At 71.8% G+C, this 21,874-nt stretch carries 20 protein-coding genes; 18 read left to right on the top strand and 2 right to left on the bottom strand.

Annotated elements, in window-relative coordinates; translation table 11 throughout:
* Positions 1-1,272 carry an isochorismate synthase gene (locus ACYVID_RS08335; RefSeq protein WP_460736250.1) on the bottom strand — a complete coding sequence of 424 codons (1,272 nt, stop codon included), beginning with the start codon at positions 1,270-1,272 and terminating at the stop codon, positions 1-3.
* A gap of 85 nt (positions 1,273-1,357) precedes the next feature.
* On the opposite strand from ACYVID_RS08335, the gene ACYVID_RS08340 reads away from it, so the two are divergent.
* From ACYVID_RS08340 to ACYVID_RS08425, 18 genes are all read left to right on the top strand, one after another.
* The gene (locus ACYVID_RS08340) at positions 1,358-1,672 is read left to right on the top strand and encodes a hypothetical protein (protein WP_300643956.1); all 315 of its coding nucleotides are present in this window, start codon (positions 1,358-1,360) and stop codon (positions 1,670-1,672) included.
* 3 nt (positions 1,673-1,675) lie between these two features.
* Positions 1,676-2,398: a demethylmenaquinone methyltransferase gene (locus tag ACYVID_RS08345; RefSeq protein ID WP_460736279.1), complete on the top strand. Its 723-nt coding sequence runs from the start codon at positions 1,676-1,678 to the stop codon at positions 2,396-2,398.
* 231 nt (positions 2,399-2,629) lie between these two features.
* Positions 2,630-2,989 carry an NADH-quinone oxidoreductase subunit A gene (locus ACYVID_RS08350; protein WP_460736253.1) on the top strand — a complete coding sequence of 120 codons (360 nt, stop codon included), beginning with the start codon at positions 2,630-2,632 and terminating at the stop codon, positions 2,987-2,989.
* 145 nt (positions 2,990-3,134) lie between these two features.
* The gene (locus ACYVID_RS08355) at positions 3,135-3,689 is read left to right on the top strand and encodes a NuoB/complex I 20 kDa subunit family protein (protein ID WP_300643953.1); all 555 of its coding nucleotides are present in this window, start codon (positions 3,135-3,137) and stop codon (positions 3,687-3,689) included.
* Entirely contained in the window at positions 3,686-4,414 is a 729-nt protein-coding gene (locus ACYVID_RS08360) for an NADH-quinone oxidoreductase subunit C (RefSeq protein WP_300643952.1), read from the top strand. Before ACYVID_RS08355 ends, ACYVID_RS08360 begins: the two co-directional genes overlap by 4 nt.
* Entirely contained in the window at positions 4,414-5,751 is a 1,338-nt protein-coding gene (locus tag ACYVID_RS08365; protein WP_460736255.1) for an NADH-quinone oxidoreductase subunit D, read from the top strand. The genes ACYVID_RS08360 and ACYVID_RS08365 overlap by 1 nt, the downstream gene beginning before the upstream one ends.
* Positions 5,751-6,536, top strand: coding sequence for an NADH-quinone oxidoreductase subunit NuoE (gene nuoE / locus ACYVID_RS08370; RefSeq protein WP_460736257.1), 786 nt, complete (start codon positions 5,751-5,753; stop codon positions 6,534-6,536). The genes ACYVID_RS08365 and nuoE overlap by 1 nt, the downstream gene beginning before the upstream one ends.
* Before the next feature lie 2 nt (positions 6,537-6,538).
* Positions 6,539-7,870, top strand: coding sequence for an NADH-quinone oxidoreductase subunit NuoF (gene nuoF / locus ACYVID_RS08375; RefSeq protein WP_460736258.1), 1,332 nt, complete (start codon positions 6,539-6,541; stop codon positions 7,868-7,870).
* A complete protein-coding gene (locus ACYVID_RS08380; protein WP_460736259.1) occupies positions 7,867-10,317 on the top strand; it encodes an NADH-quinone oxidoreductase subunit G in 2,451 nt (816 codons plus the stop codon). The genes nuoF and ACYVID_RS08380 overlap by 4 nt, the downstream gene beginning before the upstream one ends.
* 44 nt (positions 10,318-10,361) lie before the next feature.
* Positions 10,362-11,648: an NADH-quinone oxidoreductase subunit NuoH gene (gene nuoH, locus ACYVID_RS08385; protein WP_460736280.1), complete on the top strand. Its 1,287-nt coding sequence runs from the start codon at positions 10,362-10,364 to the stop codon at positions 11,646-11,648.
* 3 nt (positions 11,649-11,651) lie between these two features.
* Positions 11,652-12,245 carry an NADH-quinone oxidoreductase subunit NuoI gene (gene nuoI, locus ACYVID_RS08390; protein WP_460736260.1) on the top strand — a complete coding sequence of 198 codons (594 nt, stop codon included), beginning with the start codon at positions 11,652-11,654 and terminating at the stop codon, positions 12,243-12,245.
* Entirely contained in the window at positions 12,242-13,084 is an 843-nt protein-coding gene (locus ACYVID_RS08395) for an NADH-quinone oxidoreductase subunit J (RefSeq protein WP_460736261.1), read from the top strand. The genes nuoI and ACYVID_RS08395 overlap by 4 nt, the downstream gene beginning before the upstream one ends.
* A complete protein-coding gene (nuoK, locus tag ACYVID_RS08400) occupies positions 13,081-13,383 on the top strand; it encodes an NADH-quinone oxidoreductase subunit NuoK (RefSeq protein ID WP_300643938.1) in 303 nt (100 codons plus the stop codon). Before ACYVID_RS08395 ends, nuoK begins: the two co-directional genes overlap by 4 nt.
* A gap of 8 nt (positions 13,384-13,391) precedes the next feature.
* The gene (gene nuoL, locus ACYVID_RS08405; RefSeq protein WP_460736262.1) at positions 13,392-15,332 is read left to right on the top strand and encodes an NADH-quinone oxidoreductase subunit L; all 1,941 of its coding nucleotides are present in this window, start codon (positions 13,392-13,394) and stop codon (positions 15,330-15,332) included.
* Positions 15,332-16,885, top strand: coding sequence for an NADH-quinone oxidoreductase subunit M (locus ACYVID_RS08410; protein WP_460736263.1), 1,554 nt, complete (start codon positions 15,332-15,334; stop codon positions 16,883-16,885). The genes nuoL and ACYVID_RS08410 overlap by 1 nt, the downstream gene beginning before the upstream one ends.
* Positions 16,885-18,474, top strand: coding sequence for an NADH-quinone oxidoreductase subunit NuoN (gene nuoN, locus ACYVID_RS08415; RefSeq protein WP_460736264.1), 1,590 nt, complete (start codon positions 16,885-16,887; stop codon positions 18,472-18,474). Before ACYVID_RS08410 ends, nuoN begins: the two co-directional genes overlap by 1 nt.
* Positions 18,471-19,481, top strand: coding sequence for a polyprenyl synthetase family protein (locus tag ACYVID_RS08420; protein ID WP_460736265.1), 1,011 nt, complete (start codon positions 18,471-18,473; stop codon positions 19,479-19,481). Before nuoN ends, ACYVID_RS08420 begins: the two co-directional genes overlap by 4 nt.
* A gap of 257 nt (positions 19,482-19,738) precedes the next feature.
* On the top strand, positions 19,739-20,734 hold the full coding sequence (locus tag ACYVID_RS08425) for an NAD(P)-dependent alcohol dehydrogenase (RefSeq protein ID WP_460736266.1): 996 nt from the start codon (positions 19,739-19,741) through the stop codon (positions 20,732-20,734).
* Here the strand turns inward: ACYVID_RS08425 and ACYVID_RS08430 are convergent.
* A complete protein-coding gene (locus ACYVID_RS08430; protein WP_460736267.1) occupies positions 20,722-21,792 on the bottom strand; it encodes an amidohydrolase family protein in 1,071 nt (356 codons plus the stop codon). The two genes, ACYVID_RS08425 and ACYVID_RS08430, sit on opposite strands and share 13 nt — an antisense overlap.
* Positions 21,793-21,874: the final 82 nt, after the last annotated feature.

The following is a 21,874-nucleotide window of genomic DNA, read 5'->3' on the forward strand; positions in this document are numbered from 1 at the left end:
TCAGGACAGCGCGTCGCGCACGGGGACGAACTTCGCCTGCGCCTCGGCCAGCTCCGCCTCGGGGTCGGAGTCGGCGACGATGCCGCAGCCGGCGAAGAGCCGGACCGTCCGGCCGGTGACCTCGGCGGAGCGCAGGGCGATGCCCCACTCGCCGTCCCCGCCGGCGTCCATCCAGCCGACCGGCCCGGCGTAGCGGCCGCGGTCCATCCGCTCGATCTCGGCGATCAGCGCGACGGCGTCCGCGGTGGGGGTGCCGCCGACCGCGGCGGAGGGGTGCAGCGCGGCGGCGAGGTCGAGCGAGGAGTGGGTGTCCTGCACGACGCCGGCGACGTCGGTGGCCAGGTGCATCACGTTCGGCAGGTGCAGCACGAAGGGCGCCTCGGGCACGTTCATCGACGAGCAGTGCGGCCCGAGCGCGTCGGCGACCGACCGGACGGCGTACTCGTGCTCCTCGAGGTCCTTCGACGATCGTGCGAGGTGCGCGGCCAGCGCGAGGTCGCGCTCGTCGTCGCCGGTGCGGCGGATCGTGCCGGCCAGCACCCGTGACGTGACCAGGCCGCGCTCGCGGCGCACCAGCATCTCCGGCGTCGCCCCGACCATGCCGTCGACGTGGAACGTCCAGCACATGGGGTACGACGCCGCCAGGCGACGCAGGGGCCAGCGCACGTCCACGTCGGACTCGGCGGTGGCGACGAGGTCGCGCGCCAGCACGACCTTCTCCAGGTCGCCGCGCCCGATCCGGGCCACCGCGTCGGCGACCACGGACATCCAGGCCTCGCCGTCCAGCGACCCGTCGGTGAAGGTGACGCCGGTCGGGGCGGCGGGCGCGTCGGCGGCGACCAGCGGGTGCTCGAGGTGCTCCAGGCCGCGGCCGACGGTGGTCAGCCAGGCCCGGTCCCCGCGGCGGCCGACCACGACGGCCGGCACGACCAGCACGGAGTCACCGGGGTCGTCGGCGAAGGCGAAGGTCCCGAAGGACACCAGCCCGGTGCCGGGCTCGCCCACCTCGTCGCGCACCACGGCGCGGCCCGTGGTCGAGGTCCACCACTGCGAGGCGTCCTCGAAGCGCCCCGGCCCGGAGGTCCGCAGCTCGGCGGCGCGGCCCCAGCCGACCAGGCCCTCGCCGCGGCGCACCCAGGTGACCGGCGCCTCGCCGGCGGGCAGCAGGGCGAGCAGGTCCTCGACCCGCGCGGGGTCGATGGCGACGGTGCGGGCGACCAGGGCAGGGGCGGGAGCCCCGAGCCCGTCCCCGATGGCACCACCGCTCGTCACGGGTCGAGCCTACTCACGCCCCGGCGGCCGCCGGACATCGAGAGAGCAGGGTCACCGCGACCCGGATCGGGGAAGGGTGCCGGTCGTGGGCATCACGGATCCTGAGGTCAACCGCGCGCTGCACGACCGGTGGCGCACGTCCCTGGCGGTGGCCGCGACGATCATGCTCCTGTCGGCCGGGGGCGCCTTCGCCGTCGGCTTCCTGTACGGCGACCACTCGGTCGTGCCCGTGCCGATGCTGCTCGGCGGCCTGGCCGTCCTCGCCGCCGTCCGCAGCGTGCCCCGGGCGGTGCTGCCGGAGGAACGGCCGGCGATGGCCCGCAGCGCAGGCTGGATCGTCCTCGGGATCCTGCTCTTCTTCGGGGCGCCGCTGCTCCTCGACGCCCTCGGGTGGGCGTGAGTCCTGCGCCAGGACCCACCGCCTAGTCTTCGACCCGTGGCCCGCGCAGACCTCGACAAGCAGCCGACCGACGTCCGTCGGATGTTCGACGCCGTGGCCAAGCGCTACGACGTCACCAACGACGTCCTCTCGCTGGGCATGGACCGCCGCTGGCGCACCGAGGTCGTCGACGCGGTCGCGCCGGTCCCGGGGGAGCGGGTCCTCGACCTCGCGGCCGGCACCGGCACCTCGAGCGTCCCGTTCCACGACAAGGGCGCCACCGTCGTCCCGTGCGACTTCTCCCTCGGGATGCTCCAGGTCGGCAAGCAGGCCCGCCCGCACCTGCCCTTCACCGCGGGTGACGGCACGAAGCTCCCCTTCGCCGACGACACCTTCGACGCGGTGACGATCTCCTTCGGCCTGCGCAACATCGTCGACCCGGTCGCCGGGCTGCGCGAGATGCTCCGGGTGACCCGCCCCGGCGGCCGGCTGGTGGTCTGCGAGTTCAGCCACCCCACGTGGGCGCCCTTCCGCACGGCGTACGTCGAGTACCTCATGCGCGCGCTGCCGCCGGTGGCCCGCGCGGTCTCGTCCAGCCCCGACGCCTACGTCTACCTCGCGGAGTCGATCCGCGCCTGGCCCGACCAGGCCGGGCTCGCCGCGCTGCTGCAGGAGGCGGGGTGGACCGGGGTCGAGTGGCGCAACCTGACCGGCGGCATCGTGGCCCTCCACCGCGCCCGCGCCTGACCCTGAATTAAGCAACGCTCCCGTGCGATAAATACGCAGGTCAGCGGCACATCCAGGCCGGTCCGCACCTCACCCACCCCCCGGTGGTCGCACGCCCACGCGAGTGGCAAGATGTGGGGCGCGCCACCTCGTGATTCCGTTCACAAGGTCACGCGCCGGGCCCGGAGCCCGGCTCGGACCGGTCACGAGACGCCCGGCAGGCGGCGGCGCCGGAGAGGAGAGTCGGAGCACATGGAGCTCTACACACCGGTCCTGTTCCTCGCCGCCCTGGCGGCGGGCTTCGCGATCTTCTCGGTCGCCGTCAGCACGCTGACCGGCCCCAAGCGCTACAACCGCGCCAAGCTCGACTCCTACGAGTGCGGCATCGAGCCGACCCCGCAGCCGGTCGGCGGCGGGCGGTTCCCCGTGAAGTACTACACCGTGGCGATGACCTTCATCGTCTTCGACGTCGAGATCATGTTCCTCGTCCCCTGGGCGGTCCACTTCGACGTCCTCGGCGGGTTCGGCCTCGTGGCCGTCGCGCTCTTCCTTCTCAACCTCACCGTCGCCTACGCCTATGAATGGCGACGCGGCGGCCTCGACTGGGACTGAGGATCGCGATGCACTGCACCTGCCTGCGTTGTCCTCGGTCGGCGACCGCTCCGCTGCGCTCCGCACGAAGGTCGCCTTCCCTCGTCCGCCTTGGCATGCACAGCACCTCGCGACCCTCAGCGTCGCCCGAGGAAGGAATGTTCTGATGGGAATTGAGGAGAAGCTCCCCAGCGGAGTCCTGCTGACCACCGTCGAGGGGGTCGCCGGCTACTTCCGCAAGGCGTCGTTCTGGCCCGCCACCTTCGGCCTGGCCTGCTGCGCCATCGAGATGATGACCACCGGCGGTCCGAAGTACGACCTGGCCCGCTTCGGCATGGAGGTCTTCCGTGCCTCCCCGCGCCAGGCCGACCTGATGATCGTCGCGGGCCGCGTGAGCCAGAAGATGGCCCCGGTCCTGCGCCAGATCTACGACCAGATGGCCGAGCCCAAGTGGGTCCTCGCGATGGGCGTGTGCGCCAGCTCCGGCGGCATGTTCAACAACTACGCCATCGTCCAGGGCGTCGACCACGTCGTGCCCGTCGACATGTACCTCCCCGGCTGCCCGCCGCGTCCGGAGATGCTCATCGACGCGATCCTCAAGCTGCACGACCAGGTCCAGGACACCAAGCTGGGCGCCAACCGCCGCGCCCAGATCGAGGAGCTGGAGAACTCCGCCCTCAAGGCCCTGCCCACCTCCGAGATGCGGGGCCTGCTGCGATGAGCGACGACAAGAGCCCCGAGCAGCGCGCGCCCGAGCAGTCCCCGGAGAACGTCCCGGCCCCCACCGGCCAGGTCGGCCAGGTCGGGGTCCGCACCGGCATGTTCGGCGTCTCCGGCACCGGTGACACCTCCGGCTACGGCGGCCTGGTCAGCGCCGTCACCTTCCCGGCCCCCGTCCAGCGCCCCTACGGCGGCTGGTTCGACGAGGTCGCCGACGCCCTGGAGGCGGGCACCCGCGCCGCGGGCGTCGAGCACGCCCTCGGCGACGTGGTCGTCCACCGCGGCGAGATCACCTTCCACGTGCGCCGCGAGGACCTCGTGGCCGTCGTCAAGGTGCTCCGCGACGACCCGGCGCTGCGCTTCGAGTTCTGCGCGGGCGTCAGCGGCGTGCACTACCCCGAGGACACCGGCCGCGAGCTCCACGTCGTCTACCACCTCGGCTCGATGACCTGGAACCGCCGGATCCGGCTCGAGGTCACCGCGCCGGACTCCGACCCCCACGTCCCCTCGGTCACCGGCGTCTACCCCGCTGCCGACTGGCACGAGCGCGAGACCTGGGACATGTACGGCGTGGTCTTCGACGGCCACACCGCACTGACGCGCATCCTCATGCCCGACGACTGGCCGGGCCACCCCCAGCGCAAGGACTACCCGCTGGGCGGCATCCCCGTGGAGTACAAGGGCGGTTCGGTCCCGCCGCCCGACCAGCGCAGGAGCTACAACTGATGAGCACCACCGACGCGTACGCCGGCACCAACGAGACCTCCGAGGGACGGGTCTTCACCGTCACCGGCCAGGACTGGGACGCGATCAGCCAGGGCCTCGCCGAGGAGGCCGAGGAGCGGGTCGTCGTCAACATGGGCCCCCAGCACCCCTCGACCCACGGGGTGCTGCGGCTCATCCTCGAGCTGGAGGGCGAGACGGTCACCGAGGCGCGCTGCGGCATCGGCTACCTCCACACCGGCATCGAGAAGAACATGGAGTTCCGCACCTGGACGCAGGGCGTGACGTTCTGCACCCGGATGGACTACCTCTCCCCGTTCTTCAACGAGGCGACGTACGTCCTGGGCGTCGAGCGGCTGCTCGACATCGAGCACGACGTGCCCGAGAAGGCCCAGGTCATGCGGGTGCTGCTCATGGAGCTCAACCGCATCTCCTCCCACCTGGTCGCGATCGCGACCGGTGGCATGGAGATCGGCGCCCTGACCGTCATGACGATGGGCTTCCGCGAGCGCGAGCTGGTCCTGGACCTCTTCGAGCTCATCACCGGCCTGCGGATGAACCACGCGTTCATCCGCCCCGGCGGCGTCGCCCAGGACCTCCCGGTCGGCGCGCTGGAGGAGATCCGCACCTTCGTCGCCCTGATGAAGAAGCGCATCCCCGAGTACGCCGCGCTCTGCAACGCCAACCCGATCTTCAAGGCCCGCCTCGAGGGCGTCGGCCACCTCGACCTCGAGGGCTGCACCGCGCTCGGCCTCACCGGCCCGGTGCTGCGCGCCACCGGCTATCCCTGGGACCTGCGCAAGACCCAGCCCTACTCCGGCTACGAGGACTACGAATTCGACGTCCAGACGTGGGACACCGCGGACGCCTACGGCCGCTTCCGCGTCCGCCTGGCCGAGATGTGGGAGTCGCTGCGCATCGTCGAGCAGGCCGCCGACCGGCTCGCGGGCCTCGAGGGCGCCCCGGTCATGGTCGCCGACAAGAAGATCGGCTGGCCGAGCCAGCTCTCGATCGGCTCCGACGGCATGGGCAACAGCCTCGACCACATCAAGCACATCATGGGCGAGTCCATGGAGGCGCTGATCCACCACTTCAAGCTGGTGACCGAGGGCTTCCGGGTCCCGGCCGGCCAGGCGTACGTCCCGGTGGAGTCCCCGCGCGGCGAGCTCGGTGCGCACGTCGTCTCCGACGGCGGCACCCGACCGTTCCGCGTGCACTTCCGCGACCCGTCCTTCCACAACCTGCAGGCGACGAGCGTGATGAGCGAGGGCGGCCAGGTCGCCGACGTCATCGTGGCCATCGCCTCGATCGACCCCGTCATGGGAGGCGTTGACCGGTAATGGCACTGGACGAGAAGACCTACGGCGAGCTCCGCGAGATCGCCGGCCGCTACCCCGAGGCGCGTTCGGGCCTGCTGCCGATGCTGCACCTCGTGCAGTCGGCCGAGGGCCGGGTCACTCCCGAGGGCATCCAGGCCTGTGCGGAGATCCTCGAGATCACCCCCGCCGAGGTCAGCGGGGTGGCGACCTTCTACACGATGTACAAGCGCCGTCCCGTCGGCGACTACCACGTCGGGGTCTGCACCAACACGTTGTGCGCGGTCATGGGCGGGGACGAGATCTTCGCCCGCCTCAAGGACCACCTCGACGTCGGCAACGACGAGACGAGCGAGGACGGCAAGATCACCCTCGAGCACATCGAGTGCAACGCGGCCTGCGACTACGCCCCGGTCGTGATGGTCAACTGGGAGTTCATGGACAACCAGACCCCCGAGTCCGCGGTCGCCCTGGTCGACGACCTGCGCGCGGGCAAGGAGGTCACCTCGACCCGCGGTCCGCGCCTGTGCACCTGGCGCGAGGCCGAGCGGGTCCTGGCGGGCTTCCCCGACGGCCGGGTCCACGAGGGCCCCGCCGCCGGTGGTCCGTCCCTGGTCGGGCTGGGCATCGCCACCGAGCGCGGATGGACCGCGCCCGAGGGCTCGGACGCCGGTCGTGGCACCGACCTCACCGGTGCTCCGGCCGACGTCGCCGCCGCCACCGACGCCTCGCAGGAGGCGGAGGACGCGGCCGTCGAGGAGGAGGCCCCCACGGCCACCACCGCAGCAGAGAAGAAGGAGGCGCAGTAGCGATGGTCGACACCCTGACGCCGGTCCTCACCGCCAACTGGAACGCCGAGCGGTCCTGGACCCTGGAGTCCTACGAGCAGCACGGCGGCTACCGCGCGCTCAAGAAGGCGCTCACGATGGCGCCCGACGACATCATCACCGCGGTCAAGGACTCCGGCCTGCGCGGTCGCGGCGGGGCGGGCTTCCCGACCGGGATGAAGTGGTCCTTCATCCCGCAGGACAACCCCAAGCCGAAGTACCTCGTCGTCAACGCCGACGAGTCCGAGCCGGGCACCTGCAAGGACACCCCGCTCATGATGGCCAGCCCCCACACCCTGGTCGAGGGCGTCATCATCAGCTCCTTCGCCATCCGGGCCAACAAGGCCTTCATCTACGTCCGCGGCGAGATCCTGCACGTCATCCGCCGGGTCCAGAACGCCGTCGAGGAGGCGTACGCCGCCGGCCACCTCGGTCAGGACATCCACGGCTCCGGCTTCGACCTCGACATCGTGGTCCACGCCGGTGCCGGCGCCTACATCTGCGGCGAGGAGACCGCGCTGCTCGAGGGCCTCGAGGGCCGCCGGGGCCAGCCGCGCCTGCGCCCGCCGTTCCCTGCCGTCGCCGGCCTCTACGCCAGCCCGACGGTCATCAACAACGTCGAGTCGATCGCCTCGGTGCCCAGCATCATCGAGCACGGCGCCGAGTGGTTCGCCTCGATGGGCACCGAGAAGTCCAAGGGCTACGGCATCTTCTCCCTGTCCGGCCACGTGACCCGCCCCGGCCAGTACGAGGCGCCGCTGGGCATCACTCTGCGCCAGCTGCTCGACCTGGCCGGTGGCATGCGCAAGGGCCCCGACGGCCAGCCGCGGCAGCTGAAGTTCTGGACCCCGGGCGGCAGCTCGACGCCGCTGCTGACCGCCGAGCACCTCGACGTCCCGCTGGACTTCGAGTCCATGGGCGAGGTCGGCACGATGCTCGGCACTCGCGCCCTGCAGCTCTTCGACGAGACCACCTGCGTGGTGCGCGCGACCCTGCGGTGGACGGAGTTCTACAAGCACGAGTCCTGCGGCAAGTGCACCCCGTGCCGCGAGGGCACCTGGTGGCTGGCCCAGACGCTGGCGGCGCTGGAGCGCGGCGAGGGCAGCGAGTCCGACCTCGACCTGCTCCTCGACCAGTGCGACAACATCCTGGGCCGCTCGTTCTGCGCCCTCGGTGACGGTGCGACCAGCCCGATCTCCAGCTCGATCCAGTTCTTCCGCGACGAGTACCTCGCGCACCTCACCCACGGCGGCTGCCCGTTCGACCCGGCCGCCTCGACCGCCTGGGCCGGTGCCCGGGCCGGAGCCAGCGCATGACGACCACCCCCGACAAGACCGAGACCGACCTCGTCACGCTGACCATCGACGGCGTCGAGGTCAGCGTCCCGGCCGGCACCCTGGTGATCCGGGCCGCGGAGCAGATCGGCGTGCAGGTCCCGCGCTTCTGCGACCACCCGCTCCTGGAGCCCGTGGGCGCCTGCCGGCAGTGCCTGGTCGACGTCCCCGACGCCGGCAACGGCCGCGGCTTCCCCAAGCCGCAGGCGTCCTGCACGCTGCCGGTCGCCCCGGGCATGGTCGTCAGCACCCAGGCGACCTCGCCGGTGGCCGACAAGGCCCAGCAGGGCGTGATGGAGTTCCTGCTGGTCAACCACCCGCTGGACTGCCCCGTCTGCGACAAGGGCGGCGAGTGCCCCCTGCAGAACCAGGCCATGTCCAACGGCCGCGGGGAGTCCCGCTTCGCGACCTCCGGCTCCGGCGGGGTCAAGCGCACCTTCCCCAAGCCGATCAACCTCTCGCCCCAGGTCCTCCTCGACCGGGAGCGCTGCATCGTGTGCCAGCGGTGCACCCGCTTCGCCGACGAGATCGCCGGCGACCCGTTCATCGCGCTGGTCGAGCGCGGCGCGCAGCAGCAGATCGGCATCGCCGAGGACGCACCGTTCCTGTCCTACTTCTCGGGCAACACCATCCAGATCTGCCCGGTCGGCGCCCTGACCTCGGAGTCCTACCGCTTCCGCTCCCGGCCCTTCGACCTCGTCTCGACGCCCAGCGTCGCCGAGCACGACGCCTGCGGCTCGGCCATCCGCGTCGACCACCGTCGCGGCAAGGTCATGCGCCGCCTCGCCGGGGACGACCCGGAGGTCAACGAGGAGTGGCTGACCGACAAGGACCGCTTCGCCTTCACCTACGCCTCCCTCGACGACCGGCTCACCCACCCGATGGTGCGGGACCGGGTCGAGGACGGCGGGGACGGCTCGCTGCGGCCCGCGTCCTGGCCCGAGGCCTTCGCCGTCGCGGCCCGCGGGCTCCACGCCGCGGGCGGGGTGGGCGTGCTCACCGGTGGTCGCCTGACCGCCGAGGACGCCTATGCCTACGCGAAGTTCGCGCGGGTCAGCCTCGGTACCCACGACATCGACTTCCGCGCACGTCCGCACTCCGCCGAGGAGGCGGAGTTCCTCGCCGCCCACGTCGCCCTCACCGGCCCGTGGGACGGCGGCGTGACGTACGCCGACCTGGAGTCGGCCCGCACGGTCGTGCTGGTCGGCCTCGAGCCCGAGGACGAGGCCGGCGCGGTCTTCCTGCGCCTGCGCAAGTCGGTCCGCCACGGTGGCACCCGCGTGCTGGCTCTGGCGCCGTACACCACCCGCGGCCTGCGCAAGATGCACGGGACGCTCGTCCCGACCGTCCCCGGCCAGGAGCCGGCGGTGATCGCCGACCTGCTCGGCCGGGCCGACCACGGCATCGACGCCGGTGCCGTGGTGCTGGTGGGCGAGCGCCTGGCCGCCGTGCCCGGTGCGTTCAGCGCGGTGGCCGACCTGGTCGCCAAGACCGGTGCCCGGCTCGCCTGGGTACCCCGCCGTGCGGGCGACCGCGGTGCGGTCGAGGCCGGCTGCCTGCCCACGCTGCTGCCCGGTGGCCGTCCGGTCGCCGACGCCGCGGCCCGGGTCGACGTCGCCACCTCGTGGGGCGTCGGCTCGCTGCCCGAGGGTCCCGGCCGTGACGCCGACGCCATCGTCGCCGCGCTGTCGGACGGCGTGCTCGGCGGCCTGGTCGTCGCGGGCGTGGAGCCCGACGACACCACCGACCCCGCAGCCACGCGTGCCGCGATCGAGGCCGCGTCCTTCGTGGTCGCCCTCGGCCTGCGCGACACCGAGGTCACCCGCGCCGCCGACGTGGTCTTCCCCGTCGCCGCCGCGGTCGAGAAGGCGGGCACGTTCCTGACCTGGGAGGGCCGCCCGCGGCCCTTCGAGGCGGTGCTGCCCTCGCCGACCTCGCTGCCGGACCTGCGCGTCCTCGCCGGGATCTCCGAAGAGCTCGCGGCCCTGGGCCAGGGCGCCCCGCTCGGCTTCCGCACGGTCGCCGACGTCCGGGCCGAGATGGCACAGCTGGGCCCGTGGGACGGCGAGCGCCCGACCATGACGCCCGTGCAGCCCGCCGCCACCCAGGGCCAGGACGGCCTCGCGCTGTCCACGTGGAAGCTCATGATCGACGGCGGCTCGATGCAGGACGGCGACAAGCACCTCGCCGCCACGGCCCGACCCGCGGTCGCGCGCGTCAGCCCGACGACGTACGCCGGCCTGGGCCTCGCCGAGGGCGCCGCCGTCACCGTGACCGGTGACCGCGGCTCGGTGACGATGCCGGTCGAGGTCGTCGACGACATGACCGACGGCACCGTGTGGGTGCCCGCGAGCTCGACCGGCGCCGGCGTGCTCGCCGGTCTCGCCTCACCCGGCACCCGGGTGACCGTGAAGGGAGCAGGAGCGTGATCGCCCAGACCGTGGCCCAGGCGGCACAGTCCGTCGCGCCGGGCGTGGTCCGCGCGGCCGACGACCTCTCGGCCTTCGGCCAGGACCCCTGGTGGCTCGTGCTGGTCAAGGCCGGCCTGGTCTTCGTCGTGCTGGTCCTGCTGACGCTGTTCAACATCTGGTGGGAGCGCCGGGTCGTGGCCCGGATGCAGCACCGCGTCGGCCCCAACGTGCACGGCCCCTTCGGCCTGCTGCAGTCGCTGGCCGACGGCGTCAAGCTGGCGCTGAAGGAGGACCTGATCCCCAAGGCGGCCGACAAGGTCGTCTTCGTCCTCGCCCCCGTCATTGCCGTGATCCCGGCGTTCGTCACCTTCGCGGTGGTGCCGTTCGGGCCCGAGGTCTCGATGTTCGGCGAGCGCACGCCGCTGCAGCTCACCGACATGCCCGTCGCCGTGCTGTTCGTGATGGCGATCGCCTCGATCGGCATCTACGGCATCGTGCTCGGCGGCTGGTCCTCCGGCTCGACCTACTCCCTGCTCGGCGGCCTGCGCTCCAGCGCCCAGATGATCTCCTACGAGGTCTCGATGGGCCTGGCGCTGATCGCGGTCTTCATCTACGCCGGGTCGCTGTCGACCAGCGAGATCGTGGCTGCCCAGGAGGACCTGTGGTTCGGCCTGATCCTGCTGCCGTCGTTCGTCATCTACGTGATCTCGATGGTCGGTGAGGTCAACCGTGCGCCCTTCGACCTCCCCGAGGCCGAGGGCGAGCTGGTGGGCGGCTTCCACACCGAGTACTCCTCGCTGAAGTTCGCCCTGTTCTTCCTCGCCGAGTACATCAACATGGCCACCGTCTCCGCGCTCGCGACCACCCTCTTCCTGGGTGGCTGGCGCGCCCCGTTCTGGATCGACCGGGTCTGGGAGGGTGCCAACGAGGGCTACGTGCCGGTCATCTGGTTCTTCGGCAAGGTCCTGTTCTTCATCTTCTTCTTCATCTGGCTGCGTGGCTCGCTGCCGCGACTGCGCTACGACCAGTTCATGGCCTTCGGCTGGAAGGTCCTGATCCCGGTCGCGCTGGGCTGGACGATCCTGGTCGCCACCATGCGCTACGTCTCCAACACCTACGACGTGGGTGTCCAGGAGGTCCTCCTCTTCGGTGGCGCCGCGGTCGCGGTCGTCCTGCTGCTCGGCCTGCTGGGCAGCGAGCGCGAGGAGGAGCCGGAGGAGCCGGTCGCCCCCAGCGGTGGCTTCCCCGTGCCCCCGATGCCCGCCGGTGGTGCCGTGCGCGGTGCTGCGGCCCCGCTCGAGTTCCCCCGATCCACCACCGTCCCGGCCGGTGCCGGGGAGGAGGCCTGACCTGTGGCTGAGAACGAGAAGACGTTCAAGGAGCAGTTCATCGACCCGGTCGCCGGGTTCGGTGTCACGTTCCGGACGATGTTCAAGAAGGTGGTGACCGAGCAGTACCCCTTCGAGAAGCTCCCCACCGCCCCGCGCTTCCACGGCCGGCACCAGCTCAACCGCTGGCCCGACGGTCTGGAGAAGTGCGTCGGCTGCGAGCTGTGCGCCTGGGCCTGCCCGGCCGACGCGATCTACGTCGAGGGCGCCTCCAACACCGACCTGCCCGACGGGTCCGGGCGGTTCAGCCCCGGTGAGCGCTACGGCCGCGTCTACCAGATCAACTACCTGCGCTGCATCCTGTGCGGCCTGTGCATCGAGGCGTGCCCGACCCGCGCGCTGACGATGACCAACGAGTACGAGCTGGCCGATGACAACCGGGCCGACCTCATCTACGAGAAGTCCGACCTGCTGGCCCCGCTGCTGCCGGGCATGGAGCAGCCGCCGCACCCGATGCGGCTCGGTGACGACGAGGGCGCCTACTACCGCGGGCAGTACGCCGCGCCGGCACCCGGCTCGAACCTCGCGGCGGGCCTGGCCACGGGGGAGCAGGCATGAGCATCACCTTCTGGCTGCTCTCGGCGATCATCGTCCCCGCGGCCCTCGGCATCCTGTTCGTGCGCAAGGCCGTGCACGCGGCCCTGCTGCTCGCGGCGGTGATGATCAGCCTCGCGATCATCTACCTGACCCTCGAGGCGCCCTTCCTGTTCGCGGTGCAGATCATCGTCTACACCGGCGCGATCATGATGCTGTTCCTCTTCGTCGTCATGCTCGTCGGCGTCGACGCCTCCGACTCCGTCGTCGAGACCATCCGCGGCCAGCGCTGGCTGGCCTGGACCGCCGGTGTCGTGCTGGGCGCACTGCTGCTCGTCGGCGTCGCGCAGATCTCGCTCGGCACCATGGTCGGCCTCGACGCCGCCAACAGCGGCGGCAACATCGAGGGCCTCGCCGACCTGCTGTTCTCCCGCTACGTCCTGCTCTTCGAGGTCACCGCGGCGCTGCTCATCACCGCCGCCGTCGGCGCGATGGTCCTGGCCCACCGCGAGCGGCTGGAGCCCAAGCCCACCCAGGCCTCGATGGCCGCGCAGCGCGTCCGTGACTTCGCCGAGACCGGCCGACCGCTGGTCCCGCTGCCCTCGCCGGGCGTCTACGCCCGCCACAACGCCGTCGACACCCCGGCGCTCCTGCCCGACGGGACCCCCGCGGAGGAGTCGGTCGCCCGGGTCCTCGCCGCACGCGGTACCGTCCGGTCCGCCCCGGCGCTCGCCGACGACATCACCGAGGTGCAGCGCACGCTCGAGGACGTCGACGGCGGCCCCGCCGGCGGCGCCACCGGCGGCACCGACCAGGCCTCCGGCAGTGGTCACAACACCGAGAACCCGGAGGCCGGCGCGTGAACGACGTCAACGCCTACATCGGCCTCTCGGCCGTGCTGTTCACCATCGGCGCGATCGGTGTCCTGACCCGACGCAACGCCATCGTGGTCTTCATGTGCGTGGAGCTGATGCTCAACGCGTGCAACCTGGCCCTGGTCGCGTTCGCCCACCAGCACGGCAACCTCGACGGCCAGGTCGCGGCCTTCTTCGTCATGGTCGTGGCCGCGGCCGAGGTCGTGGTCGGACTCGCGATCATCATGACCATCTTCCGGACCCGTCGCTCGGCCTCGGTCGACGACGCGAGCCTCCTCAAGTACTAAGGCGGACGATGTTCCTCTACACCGAAGGCGGCCACAGCATCCCCGTGGTCGACCCCGTCAGCGCGGCCGACGCCGGCGGCGTCTTCCCGCTGCTGTGGCTGGTCATCGCCCTGCCGCTGCTCGGCGCCACGATCCTGCTGCTCGGCGGTCGTCGCACCGACGCCTGGGGGCACCTGCTCGGCACCGCGACCGCGGTCGGCTCCTTCGTGCTCAGCACGCTGCTGCTCATCGCCATGATGGGCCGCGAGGAGGGTGACCGCTCCGTCACCCAGCACCTGTGGGACTGGGTGAGCGTCGGCGGCTACGAGATCGGGATGGACCTGCTGGTCGACCCGCTGTCGATCCTGTTCCTGATGCTGATCACCGGCGTGGGCTCGTTGATCCACGTCTACTCCATCGGCTACATGGAGCACGACCCGCGCCGCCGCCGGTTCTTCGCCTACCTCAACCTCTTCGTCGCCGCCATGCTCATGCTGGTGCTCGCCGAGAACTACCTGGGCGTTTTCCTCGGCTGGGAGGGCGTCGGCCTGGCGTCGTACCTGCTGATCGGCTTCTGGCAGCACAAGCCGTCCGCGGCCGCGGCCGCCAAGAAGGCCTTCGTCATCAACCGGGTCGGCGACATCGGCATGAGCCTGGCGATCGCGATGTTCTTCGTGACCTTCGGCTCGGCCAGCTTCACCGTCATCTCCGCCAACGCTTCGGGTGCCGGGGAGGGCACCATGACGGCGATCGGCTTCCTGCTGCTCCTCGGCGCGGCCGGCAAGTCCGCCCAGGTGCCGCTCCAGGCGTGGCTCCTGGACGCGATGGAGGGCCCGACGCCCGTCTCCGCGCTGATCCACGCCGCGACCATGGTCACCGCCGGCGTCTACCTCGTGGTCCGCTCCAACTTCGTCTTCGAGGCGGCGCCCGCGGCCCAGACCGCGGTCGTCGTGGTCGCCACCGTCACGCTGCTGTGGGGCGCGGTCATCGGGTGCGCCAAGGACGACATCAAGAAGGCGCTCGCCGGCTCGACGATGTCCCAGATCGGCTACATGATGCTGGCCGCGGGGCTGGGCGTGTACGGGTACGCCTACGCGATCTTCCACCTCATCACCCACGGCTTCTTCAAGGCCAACATGTTCCTGGGCGCCGGCTCGGTGATGCACGGGATGAACGACGACGTCGACATGCGCCACTACGGCGCGCTGCGCAAGCTCATGCCGGTCACCTTCCTGACCTTCGCCATGGGCTACCTCGCGATCATCGGCTTCCCGCTCTTCTCCGGCTTCTGGTCCAAGGACAAGATCATCGAGACCGCGCTGGTCGAGAGCCCGGTCTTCGGCATCTGCGCCCTCATCGGCGCCGGCGTCACCGGCTTCTACATGACCCGCGTCATGCTGATGACCTTCTTCGGCGAGAAGCGGTGGGAGGACGGCGTGCACCCGCACGAGTCGCCCAAGGTCATGACCTTCCCGCTGGTCGTGCTGGCCGCGCTGTCGGTCCTCGGAGGCGTCCTGTACCTCGGCTCCTGGATCAAGGACTGGCTGGTGCCGGTGGTCGGCAAGGCCCCCGAGCACGAGCTGCCGTTCCCGGCGATCGTCTTCTCGATCATCACGGTCGCGGTGGTCGCCGTCGGCGTCGCGATCGCCTGGCTGACCGTCGGCAAGCGCCCGATCCCCAGCACCGCCCCGACCGACGTCTCGTTCGTGACCCGAGCGGCCCGCAACGACCTGTACGGCGACGCGATCAACGACACCCTGGTCGTCGAGCCCGGCAAGGCACTGACCCGTGGACTGGTGTCGGCCGACCGCTCGCTCGTGGACGGGCTCTTCACCGGCGGCGCCTCGCTCGTGCAGGGCCTGGGCCAGGGCCTGCGTCGGGCCCAGAACGGCTTCGTGCGGTCCTACGCCCTGTCCATCCTCGCCGGCGTGGTCATCGTGCTCGCGGCCCTCCTGGTGGTGAACCTGTAATGGACGACTTCCCGATCCTCAGCGTCCTGGTGGCGCTGCCCCTCGTCGGTGCGCTGGTCGTGCCGTTCCTCAAGGGCGCCGTGGCCAAGCAGGCCGGCATCGGCGTCTCCTCGGCGACCCTGGCCCTCGCCGTGGTCGTGGCCGCGCAGTACGAGCTCGACGGCGGCATGCAGCTGACCGAGACCTACGACTGGATCCCGGCCTTCGGCGTGCACTTCGCCCTGGGTGTCGACGGCCTGGGCCTGCTCATGGTGCTGCTCACCGCGCTCCTGGTGCCGGTCGTGCTGCTCGCCTCCTGGCGCGAGACCGAGACCCCGGTCGACGGCAACGAGCAGGGCAGCCCGACGGCCTTCGTCGCTTGGACCCTGGCGCTGGAGTCGCTGTCGCTGGCGGTCTTCCTGGCCACCGACGTCTTCCTCTTCTACCTCGTCTTCGAGGCCACGCTGATTCCGGCGTACTTCCTCATCGGTGGCTTCGGTCGCGTGGGCCGCTCGGCCGCCGCGCTGAAGTTCCTGATGTTCCAGCTGGCCGGCGGGCTGATCCTGCTGATCGGCGTCATCGGGCTCTACGTCGTCTCCGCGCAGGCCGGCTCGCCGTCGTACCTGCTCAGCGACCTGATGGCGCTCGACATCGAGACCGAGGCCGGCCGGTGGCTCTTCGCCACCTTCTTCATCGCCTTCGCGATCAAGGCCCCGCTCTTCCCGGTGCACACCTGGCTGGCCGACACCACGGGCAAGGCCACGCCGGGGACCAGCGTGCTGCTGGTCTGCGTGCTCGACAAGATCGGCACCTTCGGCATGCTGCGCTTCTGCCTGGGGATCTTTCCCGAGGCCTCGCAGTGGGCGACGCCGCTGGTCATCGTGCTGGCGCTGGTCTCGATCGTCTACGGCGCCTTCGTGGCGATCGGCCAGGACGACGTGATGCGCCTGATCGGCCTCACCTCGCTGAGCCACTTCGGCTTCATCGTGCTGGGCATCTTCGTCTTCAGCACCCAGGGCGGCACCGGCTCGATCCTCTACATGGTCAACCACGGCCTCGGCACCGCGGCGCTGTTCCTGGTCGCGGGCTACCTCGTGAGCCGCCGGGGGACCGCCTCGATCCGCGAGCTGGGCGGCCAGGAAAAGGTGACCCCGGTCCTCGCCGGCCTGCTGCTCGTCGCCGGCCTGGCCACGCTCGGCCTGCCGGGCCTCTCGCCGTTCATCAGCGAGTTCCTGGTGATCATCGCGGCCTTCCAGTACGCCTGGTACGTCGGCGCGGTCGCCGTGACCGGCATCGTGCTCGCCGCGATCTACGTGCTGTGGATGTACCAGCGCACCATGACCGGCCCGACCGCCGACGTCGTGACCCGCGACCAGGACCTCGGCGTGCGCGAGATCGCCGCCGTGGCCCCGCTCGTCGCCGCCCTGGTCTTCTTCGGCTTCTACCCGATCCCGCTGATGGACGCCGCCGACCCCTACGTCGGTGACCTGCTCAGCCACGTCGGGGTCACCGACGACCCGCCCGAGGTGACCGCGCCCGCGGCCGCCGAGACCGCCGAGGAGGGCGAGTACTGATGGAGTTCACCGAGCCCGCCCTCGAGTACGCCGAGATCTGGCCGCTGATCGTGGTCTTCGGCGTCGCCTGCCTCGGCATCCTCGCCGAGGCCTTCCTCCCGCGCGGTCGCCGCCACGTCGTCCAGGTGGTCCTGGCCGCCGTCGGCCTGCTCGTCGCGCTCGTCGGCACCGTGCTGGTCGGCACCAACCTCGACGAGGTCGCCGACGGCAAGGCCCGTGGTCTCATCGGCGGCGCCGGGTCGGTCGTCGTCGACGGACCCACGGTCTTCATCTGGGCGCTGGTGCTCGTCGCCTCGCTCATGGGGGTCGCGCTCTTCGCCGAGCGCCGCCTCGAGGCCGGCGTGTCCGCCTTCTCGGGCCAGGCCGCCGCCCTCCCGGGCAGCGACGCGGAGCGCAAGGCCCAGGGCCTGAACCACACCGAGGTCTACCCGCTGCTCATGTTCGCCGTCGGCGGCATGCTGCTCTTCCCGGCCTCCGGCGACCTGCTCACGATGTTCGTCGCACTCGAGGTCCTCTCGCTGCCCCTCTACCTGCTCACCGGTCTGGCCCGTCGCCGGCGCCTGCTGAGCCAGGAGGCGGCGCTGAAGTACTTCCTGCTCGGCGCGTTCTCCTCCGGGTTCTTCCTCTACGGCATGGCGCTGGTCTACGGCTACGCCGGCTCGATGGACCTCGGCGCGATCGACGCGGCCGTGCGCAACGACGCCGCCAACTCCGTGATGCTGCAGATCGGCCTCGGCCTGCTGCTGGTCGGTCTGCTCTTCAAGGTCGGCGCCGTGCCGTTCCAGGCCTGGACCCCCGACGTCTACCAGGGCGCCCCGACCGCGGTGACCGCCTTCATGTCCGCCGGCACCAAGATCGCCGCCTTCGGTGCGCTGCTGCGCCTGCTGTACGTCGGCTTCGGCGCCGACCGCTGGAGCTGGCAGCCGGTCATGTGGGTCATCGCGATTCTCACGATGCTCATCGGCGTCGTCCTCGCCGTCGTGCAGACCGACGTCAAGCGAATGCTCGCCTACTCGGCGGTCGCCCACACCGGGTTCCTGCTCACCGGTGTCCTGGGTGTCCAGGCCTCCGGCGAGCTCGCCGAGGGCCAGGTCACGTCGCTGCAGGCCGTGATGTTCTACCTCGCGACGTACTCCTTCGCCACGATCGGCGCCTTCGCGATCGTCAGCCTGGTCCGCGACTCCTCCGGCGAGGCCACGGCGTTCGACCGCTGGGCCGGTCTGGGCAGGCGGTCGCCGCTCGTCGCCGGTGCGTTCGCCTTCTTCCTGCTGTCGATGGCCGGGATCCCGCTGACCGCCGGGTTTGTCGGCAAGTGGGCGGTCTTCACCGTCGCCATGTCGGCCGGCGCGTGGCCGGTGGTGGTCGTCGCGATCGCCTCCTCGATCTTCGCCGTCTACTTCTACGTCCGCCACATCAGGCTGATGTTCTTCGACGTGCCGGAGGCCGACGCTGAGGTGGCCTCGGTGACCGCGCCGTCGCTGCTGACCAGCGGCACCATCGCCGTGGGCGTCCTCGGCACGCTGGTCCTCGGCCTGGTGCCGGGCCCGCTGCTGCAGCTCGCGGCGGATGCCGGACAATTCATCAGGTGAGCTCCACCCCGCCCCCCGCCACCCTGGCCCTGCCGGTCACCGACGACGCGCTCGCCGCCCGGCTCCGGTCCCGGATGGAGACCGTCGAGGCCCTGCTCGACGGCCACGTCGAGGGGCGCACCGCCTACGTCACCGAGGCGGCCCGGCACCTGCTGGCCGCGGGTGGCAAGCGGTTCCGACCGCTGCTGGTGCTGTTGGCGGCGGAGGCGGGGGAGCGCCCCGACAACGAGGACGTGCTCACCGCGGCCTGCGTCGTGGAGATCACCCACCTCGGCTCGCTCTACCACGACGACGTGATGGACGAGGCCGCCCTGCGCCGCGGGGCCGACTCGGCCAACGCCCGCTGGGACAACCTCGTCGCCATCCTCACCGGCGACTTCCTCTTCGCCCGGTCCTCCGAGCTGACCTCGCGGTTGGGCGCGGACGCCGTGCGCATCCAGGCAGAGACGTTCACCCGCCTGGTCGAGGGCCAGATCATGGAGACGGTGCCGCCCGGTCCCGGCGAGGACCCGCTCCAGCACTACCTCGAGGTCGTCGCCGGCAAGACCGGCTCGCTCATCGCCACCTCCGCGCGCTACGGCGCCCGCTTCAGCGGCGCCAGCCGCGAGGTGGAGGAGGCGCTGGCGGCGTACGGCGAGATCGTGGGCTCGGCCTTCCAGCTCTCCGACGACATCCTCGACATCGCCTCCGAGACCGACGAGTCCGGCAAGACCCCCGGCACCGACCTGCGCGAGGGCGTGCCCACTCTCCCGACGCTCATGGCACAGGCCTCCACCGACCCGGCCGACGAGCGGCTGCGCACGCTGCTCTCCGGCCCGATCGCCGACGAGGCCGAGGTCGCCGAGGCGCTGGCCCTCCTGCGCGCGCACCCCGCGATGGACCAGGCCCGTGCCTACGTCCAGGCGCAGGCCGAGGAGGCCAAGGCGCTCCTGGTCGTCCTGCCCGACACCCCCGTGCGCCGCGCCCTCGAGGCCTTCGCCGACCTCGTCGCCACCCGCACCGGCTGACGAGGACGCGCCAGCGGACTCGTCGATCGGTGGTCGAGCGAGCGGCACGGCTGAGCCTGCGAGGCCGTGACCCGCGTGTCGAGACCGGGTGACGTGCCCGTGGCGGGTGCCCCCAGCCATCCGCTGTGACCCCGCTCGGCCGCACGGGGTCGGGGTCGGGGTCGGGCCAGGGTTCCACCCGATCCCGCTGCGGCCGAGGGCTCACTAGCGTCGGCGCGGAGCGGGCCGGCGGGGTCCGCCGGAGGCAGGAGCATGCGATGCGTGCGTGGGTGCAGGACGTGTACGGCAGTGCCGAGGTGATGCGGCTGGCGGCGGTCCCGGACCCGGTGCCGGGGGCCGGGGAGGTGCTCGTGCGGGTGGCGGCGGTGTCGGTCAACGCCGCGGACTGGCACCTGATGCGTGGCGAGCCGCGGGTGGCGCGGCTGGACCGGACGACGTTCGGGCGGCGGGCGCCCAAGCAGCCGATCCGCGGCCGGGACGTCGCCGGGACGGTGGTGGCGGTGGGTCCGGACGTGCAGGACTGGCAGGTCGGCGACGAGGTGCTGGGCGAGCACGAGGGCACGATGGCCGAGCTCGTGGCGGTGCCGGCGACGTGCCTGGCGCGGAGGCCGACGGGGGTGGGCGTCGTCGAGGCGGCGGCGCTGCCACTGGCGGCGACGACGGCCGCGACCTGCCTGGACGCCGGTCGGGTCGGCGAGGGGACCCGCCTGCTCGTCATCGGCGCCTCGGGCGGGGTCGGCACGTACGCCGTGCAGCTGGCCGTCGCCCGGGGTGCCGAGGTCACCGGCGTCTGCAGCACGCGCAACCTCGACCTGGTCACCTCGCTGGGGGCGAGCGCGGTGCTCGACCACACCCGCGGCGAGGTGGAGCGGTCCTCGGCGACGTACGACGTCGTGCTGGACCTCGTGGGCAACCGGCCCCTCCGCGTCCTCCGGCGCCTGGTCGCGCGCCGCGGTCGGCTCGTGCTGGCCGGCGGTGGGAACCCGGGCGAGGGCGGCTACCTGGGGCCGATCGGGCTCTTCGCGCGAGGAGCGTTGCTGGGCAGGCTGATGGGCGTGCGGGTCAGCGTGCCGGTCGCGAAGCCGGACGCGGCCCGGCTGACCGAGCTGGTCGGCATGGTCGAGCGCGGCGGGCTGCGACCCGTGGTGGAGCGGGTCTACCCGTTCGAGGAGGGCGGGGCGGCCCTGCGGCACCTGGAGGTCGACCGTGCGCGGGGCAAGGTCGTCGTCGCCGGGAGCGCTCAGAGCGAGTAGACCCGCTGCGCGTTGTCGTGCAGGACCTTGCGGACCAGGTCGGGGCCGTGTGGGGAGAGCAGGTCGACCAGGGCGCCGAGGATCGTCTCGATGCGTGCGACCGGCTTGTCCATCGGGTAGTTGGAGCCGAAGACCAGCCGGTCCGGACCGAAGACGGCGGTGGTGTGCTCGACCAGGGGGGCGACCAGTTCGGCGAGGCGCGCCCGGTCGAGGTCGCGCTCGGAGTGGCCCAGCGGGGGGAAGGCGAGGCCGGAGTGCTTGGCCACGACGTTGGGGTGCTCGGCGACCACCGCGATGTCCTCGCGCCAGCGGGCCAGGAGATCGGCGCGCTCGGCCGCGGTGCGACCGGTGGTCTTGCCGCGGGGGCCCAGGAGGCCGATCGGTGTGGCGTAGTGGTCGAGCACGATCGTCAGCTCCGGGTACTCCGCGGCGAGGGTGGCGACCTCGCGCAGCTGGTGGGAGAAGACGAAGGTGTCCAGGGTCAGGCTGCGCTCGGCCAGGGTGGCGAGCCCGCGCAGGACCGGGGCCGAGGTGAGGACGCCGGGCTCCTCGATCCAGGACTTCACGCCGCTGTCGGCGTGGTGGGCGGTCATGAAGCGGATGCCACGGAAGCGGGAGCTCGCCGCCGCGTGGTCGTCGAGGTGCCGCGCGAAGTCGGGGTCGCGCGGGTCGGCGTTGCCCACGATGGCCGCGAGCCGCGGACGGCCCTCGACGCCGAAGGGCAGCGCGTCGAGCCAGGCGGTCTCCTCGGACTGGTCGGGGCGGTGCCAGCCGCACTGGACGTGCACGGCGTCGGTGACGGGGACGCCCAGCACGGTCCGGACGGGGGCGACGTCGGCGGCGTAGTCGGCCGGGAGGTAAGCGCCGGCCACGTGCCGGGCGGTGAGGATCAGCTCCCGGCCGCCCCGGTCCAGCAGGACCGGCATCAGTCGCTCGAACAGCCCCGGTGCGCGCCGGTAGAGCGGCGCGAGCCGCGACGCCTCGCGCGGCGTGGTGAACGGGTCCCACTGGTGGATGTGGGTGTCGATGATGCCCGGGACCACCTGGGACAGGTCCACCGTCAACCTCCTGGAGCCTTCTGGCGTCGACCGCGCGTCGAGCGGGACCAGGGTGCCACGGTGCCGCTCAGGGCAGGGGGCG

Source organism: Nocardioides ginkgobilobae (genome assembly GCF_054781275.1).

What these genes read in the sequence shown, in the direction of transcription:
- ACYVID_RS08350 (WP_460736253.1), top strand. Translation starts at nt 2,630, where the DNA reads ATGGAGCTCTACACACCGGTCCTGTTCCTCGCCGCCCTGGCGGCGGGC.
- ACYVID_RS08355 (WP_300643953.1), top strand. Translation starts at nt 3,135, where the DNA reads ATGGGAATTGAGGAGAAGCTCCCCAGCGGAGTCCTGCTGACCACCGTC.
- ACYVID_RS08360 (WP_300643952.1), top strand. Translation starts at nt 3,686, where the DNA reads ATGAGCGACGACAAGAGCCCCGAGCAGCGCGCGCCCGAGCAGTCCCCG.
- ACYVID_RS08365 (WP_460736255.1), top strand. Translation starts at nt 4,414, where the DNA reads ATGAGCACCACCGACGCGTACGCCGGCACCAACGAGACCTCCGAGGGA.
- nuoE (WP_460736257.1), top strand. Translation starts at nt 5,751, where the DNA reads ATGGCACTGGACGAGAAGACCTACGGCGAGCTCCGCGAGATCGCCGGC.
- nuoF (WP_460736258.1), top strand. Translation starts at nt 6,539, where the DNA reads ATGGTCGACACCCTGACGCCGGTCCTCACCGCCAACTGGAACGCCGAG.
- ACYVID_RS08380 (WP_460736259.1), top strand. Translation starts at nt 7,867, where the DNA reads ATGACGACCACCCCCGACAAGACCGAGACCGACCTCGTCACGCTGACC.
- ACYVID_RS08395 (WP_460736261.1), top strand. Translation starts at nt 12,242, where the DNA reads ATGAGCATCACCTTCTGGCTGCTCTCGGCGATCATCGTCCCCGCGGCC.
- nuoL (WP_460736262.1), top strand. Translation starts at nt 13,392, where the DNA reads ATGTTCCTCTACACCGAAGGCGGCCACAGCATCCCCGTGGTCGACCCC.
- ACYVID_RS08410 (WP_460736263.1), top strand. Translation starts at nt 15,332, where the DNA reads ATGGACGACTTCCCGATCCTCAGCGTCCTGGTGGCGCTGCCCCTCGTC.
- nuoN (WP_460736264.1), top strand. Translation starts at nt 16,885, where the DNA reads ATGGAGTTCACCGAGCCCGCCCTCGAGTACGCCGAGATCTGGCCGCTG.
- ACYVID_RS08425 (WP_460736266.1), top strand. Translation starts at nt 19,739, where the DNA reads ATGCGTGCGTGGGTGCAGGACGTGTACGGCAGTGCCGAGGTGATGCGG.